General features: G+C 64.0%; 8 protein-coding genes. 7 read left to right on the top strand and 1 reads right to left on the bottom strand.

Annotated features, from left to right (window positions below; translation table 11 throughout):
• The 7 genes from ENZ75_RS16510 to ENZ75_RS16480 all read left to right on the top strand — a co-directional run.
• Nucleotides 1-573: SDR family NAD(P)-dependent oxidoreductase (locus tag ENZ75_RS16510; RefSeq protein WP_128278185.1), on the top strand; the 573-nt coding region annotated here is incomplete at its 5' end.
• A gap of 24 nt (nt 574-597) precedes the next feature.
• The gene (locus tag ENZ75_RS16505; RefSeq protein ID WP_013529428.1) at nt 598-789 is read left to right on the top strand and encodes a twin transmembrane helix small protein; all 192 of its coding nucleotides are present in this window, start codon (nt 598-600) and stop codon (nt 787-789) included.
• Nucleotides 790-814: 25 nt separating this feature from the next.
• Nucleotides 815-1,396, top strand: a complete 582-nt coding sequence (locus ENZ75_RS16500; protein WP_013529427.1) for a cob(I)yrinic acid a,c-diamide adenosyltransferase — start codon at nt 815-817, stop codon at nt 1,394-1,396.
• 28 nt (nt 1,397-1,424) lie between these two features.
• Complete coding sequence (locus tag ENZ75_RS16495) at nt 1,425-2,225, top strand: rhomboid family intramembrane serine protease (protein ID WP_027163501.1); 801 nt, start codon at nt 1,425-1,427, stop codon at nt 2,223-2,225.
• A gap of 198 nt (nt 2,226-2,423) precedes the next feature.
• Nucleotides 2,424-3,173, top strand: a complete 750-nt coding sequence (locus tag ENZ75_RS16490; RefSeq protein ID WP_013529425.1) for an electron transfer flavoprotein subunit beta/FixA family protein — start codon at nt 2,424-2,426, stop codon at nt 3,171-3,173.
• Between the two features lie 158 nt (nt 3,174-3,331).
• On the top strand, nt 3,332-4,261 hold the full coding sequence (locus ENZ75_RS16485; protein WP_024503779.1) for an electron transfer flavoprotein subunit alpha/FixB family protein: 930 nt from the start codon (nt 3,332-3,334) through the stop codon (nt 4,259-4,261).
• A 208-nt stretch (nt 4,262-4,469) separates the two neighbouring features.
• On the top strand, nt 4,470-5,348 hold the full coding sequence (locus ENZ75_RS16480) for a 3-hydroxybutyryl-CoA dehydrogenase (protein WP_013529423.1): 879 nt from the start codon (nt 4,470-4,472) through the stop codon (nt 5,346-5,348).
• Between the two features lie 56 nt (nt 5,349-5,404).
• Here the strand turns inward: ENZ75_RS16480 and ENZ75_RS16475 are convergent.
• The coding region (locus ENZ75_RS16475; protein ID WP_128278184.1) for a diguanylate cyclase at nt 5,405-6,529 on the bottom strand (1,125 nt) is incomplete at its 5' end.

The following is a 6,529-nucleotide window of genomic DNA, read 5'->3' as shown; positions in this document are numbered from 1 at the left end:
CAGCCGGGCGGCGTCGAGGATCTGCCCGTTGCCGCGCTCAAGCAGCAGTTCGAGGCGAATTTCTTCGGCTGGCATGATTTGACCCGCCGGCTGGTGCCGGTGATGCGCCGCCAGGGTCAGGGCCGCATCGTCCACTGCTCGTCGATCCTTGGCCTCGTGCCGGTGCGCTTTCGCGGCGCCTATTCGGCGTCGAAGCACGCACTGGAGGCCTTGATGCTCTGCCAGCGCCAGGAACTGGCCGGCAGCGGCGTCCACGTTTCGCTGATCGAGCCGGGGCCGGTGAAGTCGAAGATCGCCAGCAATGGCCTCATTTGGTTTCTCAGCAACATCGACCACGAGAATTCCGTGCACCGCGTGGACTATGCGGCGCAACTCGAGCGACTGCGGGCCGGCGGCAGCCAATCGGCCTTGAAGCCAGGGCCGGAAGTGGTTCATGCGGCGCTGCGCCATGCACTTCTGTCGCGGCGCCCACGCCCGCACTATGTGGTAACAGTGCCCGCCAGGATCGGCGCGGTGCTCAGACGCATCCTGCCGGCATCGATGCTTTACCGCCTGATGGCCAAACGCGCCTGAACGCCAACCAACTGGAACGAAGCAATGGCAACCGTCTTCAACATTCTCGCCATTCTGGTCATGGTCGCCGTTGCGGTCGTGCTTGTTCGCGGCCTCATCAACATGATGCGCGGCGGCTCCGGCGTCACCTCGAACAAGCTGATGCAGGCGCGAGTCATGCTGCAGGCCGTGGCGCTGGTGCTGATCCTGCTGGCGGTGTATTTCACCCGCAAGTGAGGATGCCGGCGGCCGGGGAGGCGAAATGGTCAAGCTCAACAAGATCTACACCCGCACCGGCGATGATGGCACCACGGGTCTCGGCACCGGCGAGAGGCGGCTGAAATCCGATCTGCGGGTAGAGGCCTACGGCACGGTCGACGAGGCCAATGCCTGCATCGGCATCGCCAGGGTCCACACGGCCGCGGCCCATCCCGCGATCGACGCCATGCTTTCCCGCATCCAGAACGATCTGTTCGATCTCGGCGCCGATCTCGCCGTACCCGACGACGGCAAGCCGCTCGGCTATGAGCCGCTTCGCATCGTCGCCGTGCAGACCGACCGGGTCGAAAAGGACATCGACCTTCTCAACAAGGAGCTTCAGCCGCTCAAATCCTTCGTGCTCAATGGCGGCACAGCGGCGGCGGCGGCACTTCACCTTGCCCGCACCGTGGCAAGGCGAGCCGAAAGGCTGATGGTCGCACTGGCCCAGGACCCGAACGAGCACGTCAACCGCGACGGTCTGAAATACATCAACCGCGTCTCGGATTTCCTGTTTGTCGCCGCCCGGGCGGTCAATGACAACGGAAACGCCGACGTGCTATGGGTTCCCGGCAAGAACCGCTGATTGTCGAAAGCGGAAGAGGGCCTGGGGCATGTTCATCCCGCTTTACGACACCAACAGGCTGCGCCACATCCGCCTGCAATATGTGACCATCGGGCTGATCGTGGCCAACGCCCTGGTCTACCTCGCCACCGCGCTCGGCGGCGAGAGTTTCTCCAATGCCGCCGTGCTTGGTCTCGGCTTCATCCCGTCGGTCGTCCATGACACCGCCGAGCTCGATCCCCGTTTTATCGTCATCCCCGAAAGCCTGAGCTACCTCACCTATTCCTTCCTGCATGCCGACATCTTCCACCTCGGCGGCAACATGCTGTTCCTGTGGGTGTTCGGCGACAATGTCGAGGACGCGCTCGGTCACATCCGCTACCTCATCTTCTACCTGTTGTGCGCGATCGCCGGCGCCGCCTTCCAGGGCCTCGTCGCCTGGGACTCGCAGGTGCCGCTGATCGGTGCCTCGGGCGCCATCGCCGGCGTGGTCGTCGCCTATCTGATCCTTTATCCCAGGGTGAAGGTCTGGGTGTTGGCCTTCGCCCGCATCCCGCTGCGCATTCCGGCCTTCATCCCGCTCATCCTGTGGGTCCTCTTCCAGGTGGTGATGTTTGCCGCCGGCGGCGAGGATCAGATCTCCTGGGCCTGCCATATCGGCGGCATCATCGCCGGCGCCGTTCTGGTGCTTGTCTTGCGTAGCCGCGGCGTGCCGCTGTTTGCCGGCGCCGACGAAGACGTCGCGCCCGCCGCGCCCGACCAGCCGCCGGTTGCCACGGAACCGCTGATCCCCGATCAACCCGCCGCGACACCGCGCTGGGGACGCGGAAACGCTTCCAGTTCGGACTGAACCGATTTGAGCCACTTGCAGCGTATTGACGTGCAGGGTTGCCGCAACTACGGAAACGTCTCCGCCGCAACCTAAGGCGGGCAAAGACCAGAATTTCCATCCGGCCAGAATTTCCACCTGGAATGTCGGCTTTCGACAACTCAGAACGGGTGCAGGCTGTTATAGCGCGCCCAATTAGCGTGAAGAGGTGACAGGCAAATGAAGATCCTTGTGCCCGTGAAGCGGGTTGTGGATGCGAACGTCAAGGTTCGCGTGAAGGCTGATGGTTCGGCGGTGGAGCTCGCCAACGTCAAGATGGCGATGAACCCGTTCGACGAGATCGCGGTTGAAGAAGCGATCCGGCTGAAGGAAGCTGGCAAGGCGGAAGAAATCATCGTCGTCTCGATCGGCCCGCAGCAGGCGCAGGAAACCCTGCGCACGGCGCTCGCCATGGGCGCCGACCGCGCCATCCTGGTCAAGACCGACGAACAGACCGAGCCGCTCGGCGTCGCCAAGGTGCTGAAGGGCGTCGTCGACGCCGAGCAGCCCGGCCTCGTCATCCTCGGCAAGCAGGCGATCGACGACGATTCCAACCAGACCGGCCAGATGCTGGCGGCACTGTTGGGCTGGGCGCAGGGCACCTTCGCCTCCAAGATCGTGCTCGACGGCGACAAGGCCAAGGTGACGCGGGAAGTCGATGGCGGCCTGCAGACGGTGGAACTGAAGATGCCGGTGATCGTCACCGCCGACCTTCGCCTCAACCAGCCGCGCTATGCCTCGCTGCCCAACATCATGAAGGCCAAGAAGAAACAGCTCGACGAGAAGAGCCCGGCCGACTACGGCGCCGACGTCAAGCCGCGGCTGAAGGTCATCAAGACCGAAGAGCCGAGCGGCCGCAAGGCAGGCGTCAAGGTCAAGAGCGTCGCTGAGCTGGTCGACAAGCTGAAGAACGAAGCCGGCGTGCTGTAAGGAAATCCGATGAGGCCGGCCTGCAAACGGCTGGCTTCTCCGCTTCCGGTGCTCACGTACAGAAGTACGCTCCGCTCCGGTTCTCGAAACCAACCGTTTTCGACTCGGCCTGACCGGATTTCAGGGAGCCGCGAAGACGAAAGTCAGGAATATCATCAATGGCTATTCTTCTGATTGCAGAACACGACAACGCAACCCTTTCCGACCAGACCGCCAAGGCGCTGTCGGCCGCGCTGCAGATCGGCTCGGACGTGCATGTGCTGGTTGCCGGCAAGGGCGCCAAGCCGGCAGCCGACGCTGCCGCCAAGCTGAAGGGCGTGAGCAAGGTGCTGTTGGCCGAGGCCGACGAGCTTGCCGAGCGCCTGGCCGAACCGACGGCAGCGCTCATTGTGTCGCTGGCGGGCGCCTACGACACCATCATCGCGCCGGCGACCTCGTCGGGCAAGAATGTCGCGCCGCGCGTGGCTGCGCTCCTCGATGTCGCGCAGGTGTCCGAGATCATCGAAGTCGTATCGCCCGACACCTTCAAGCGGCCGATCTATGCCGGCAACGCCATCCAGACGGTGCAGTCGAGCGACGCCAAGAAGGTGATCACCGTGCGCACCGCCTCCTTCCAGGCAGCCCCCGAGGGCGGCTCGGCAGCCGTCGAGACCGTTAAGGCCGCGGCGAATCCGGGCCTCTCCACCTTCATCGAGAACAAGCTTTCCGAGACCGACCGTCCGGAGCTGACCTCGGCCAAGATCATCATCTCGGGCGGCCGCGCGCTGGGCTCCTCGGAGAAATTCCAGGAGGTCATCCTGCCGGTTGCCGACAAGCTCGGCGCCGCGGTCGGTGCTTCCCGCGCCGCCGTCGATGCCGGCTATGCGCCGAACGATTGGCAGGTCGGCCAGACCGGCAAGGTGGTTGCCCCCGATCTCTACATCGCGGTCGGCATCTCCGGCGCCATCCAGCACCTTGCCGGCATGAAGGATTCCAAGGTCATCGTCGCCATCAACAAGGACGAGGAGGCGCCGATTTTCCAGGTTGCCGACTACGGCCTCGTCGGCGACCTGTTCGTCATCCTGCCGGAACTGCAAAAGGCGCTTTGACGCTTTCTGCCAAAGCGTATTAAATGGTGAGGGTGGGGTAGACGAAGTCGCCCCGCCCTTTTAGTTTGCACCGCACAAAAAGCAGGCCGCAAAGGCTGAAAGCAATCCAGCAAAAGTGCGCAGCGGTTTTGCGTCCGGGATTGCGGTAAAATAAAAGGTGGAGCGCTTTCGCAGTTCAAGCGGAAGGGTTCAGGACGGGATCGGTGTAATGAGCAAGATCGAGACGATCGGCATCATCGGCGCGGGCCAGATGGGTGGCGGCATCGCCCATGTCTCCGCGCTTTCAGGCTACAAGGTATTGATCTACGATATCTCGCCCGACCGCATCGAGAAGGGCATCGCCACGATCAGCGGCAACATGGCCCGCCAGGTGGGGTCCGGCAAGCTCGACGAGAAGGTGCGCAACGATGCGATGGGCCGCATTTCGGCCGCGCCCGCGATGGCCGATCTTGCGGGTGCTGACCTGGTGATCGAGGCGGCGACCGAGGACGAGACGGTCAAGCGCAAGATCTACGCCCAGCTTTGTCCGCAGCTCAATCCCGAAGCCATCCTGGCGACCAACACCTCGTCGATCTCGATCACGCGGCTTGCCGCGCAGACCGACCGGCCCGAGCGGTTCATCGGCATACATTTCATGAACCCGGTGCCGCTGATGAAGCTGGTCGAACTGGTGCGCGGCATCGCCACCGAGGACCAGACCTTCGAGGCAGCCAAGACCTATGTGAAGCAGCTCGACAAGACGATCACGGTCTCGGAGGATTTTCCTGCTTTCATCGTCAACCGCATCCTGCTGCCGATGATCAACGAGGCGATCTACACGCTCTATGAGGGTGTCGGCTCGGTCGACGCCATCGACACCGCGATGCGGCTCGGCGCCAACCATCCGATGGGGCCGCTGCAGCTGGCTGACTTCATCGGGCTCGATACCTGCCTGTCGATCATGCAGGTGCTGCATGACGGCCTGTCGGACTCCAAGTACCGCCCTTGCCCGCTCCTGGTGAAATATGTCGAGGCCGGCTGGCTCGGCCGCAAGACCGGGCGCGGCTTCTACGACTATCGCGGCGAGCATCCCGTCCCGACGCGCTGAGCGGATCGTCGGCGCAAATCAGGGACAAGCCTTTCGGTTCAGCGGCGACGGGTCTATCAGGAGGCCACCGCCAGTGGCTCTGTCCGGCCATCCACGATCTGTGCGTCGGGCGCCACGGAGACACAGCCACGGCCCGCCGCCTTGGCGGCATAGCAAGCCGCATCGGCCCTGGCGATGATCTCGTCGACCTCGCCACAATTGGCATTGATCGCAGCCAACCCGATGCTGGCGCCGATCACGTGAGGACGGCCGTCCCAGGTGAAGTCTAGCCCGCCGATCGCATCGATGATGGAGCGCGCCGCGATCTTGGCGCCGGCTGCCGAACCCGATTTCAAAACGACCGCGAATTCGTCGCCGCCGAGGCGAGCGACGATGTCGTCTGGACCAAGCACGCCGCGAATAGCCACGGCAACCCGCTTCAGCAGCGCGTCTCCCGCCGCGTGGCCACCCGTGTCGTTGACCAGTTTGAAGTGGTCGAGGTCGATGAACATGAACTGATGTCCGGCGCCTCCGACCGACCTTGTCGTGTCGCCGACCAACCTTGTCGTGTCGGCGGTGCCGTCCTTGCGCGCCTGGTCGACGAGGTCCTCCATGGCGCGGATGAAGCTGGAGCGGTTGGCAAGGCCGGTCAGCGCATCGTGTGCCGCGGCGTGGGCGAGCTGGCGCTGCAGCGCGCGCGCATCGGTAAAGTCCTGGAAGACGATGACCAGCCCGCAGAATTCGTTGCGGTCGTTGACGATCGGCGACACCACCTGGCGGATGCTGCAGCGCGTGTCGTCGCGCCGGATGAGGACGGCGCGGCTGTTCTGGTCGGCGGGCGCATGAACGCCAACCGCGGGCCGGGTCACGCCGATCCTGTGCCCCGTCTCCTCGTCGACCGCCCAGTAGACATGGCCAAGCATCTTGCCGAGAGCCTCGCCGCCGGCAATCCCGGTCAGCTTTTCGGCGACCGGGTTCATGAAGGTGATCCGGTTTGCGGCATCGGTGCAGATGACGGCATCGCCGATCGATTGCAGCGTCACCCTCAGCCGCTCCTTTTCATCGGCAAGCATTGCCGCCGACACGGTGAGGCGCTCTTCGGCCTCCTTGCGGCGGGTGATGTCGGTCAAGCTGCCGATGGCCCTGATCAGCCGTCCATCCTCATCACGTTCGATGGCCTTGCCGCGGTCGAGGATCCACAC

Origin of the sequence: Mesorhizobium sp. M7A.F.Ca.CA.002.04.1.1 (assembly GCF_004022805.1) — a bacterium.
Taxonomy (GTDB): Bacteria; Pseudomonadota; Alphaproteobacteria; order Rhizobiales; family Rhizobiaceae; genus Mesorhizobium; species Mesorhizobium ciceri.
The sequence above is the reverse complement of the archived record's forward strand: the minus strand, read 5'-3'. Positions and strand labels throughout refer to the sequence as shown.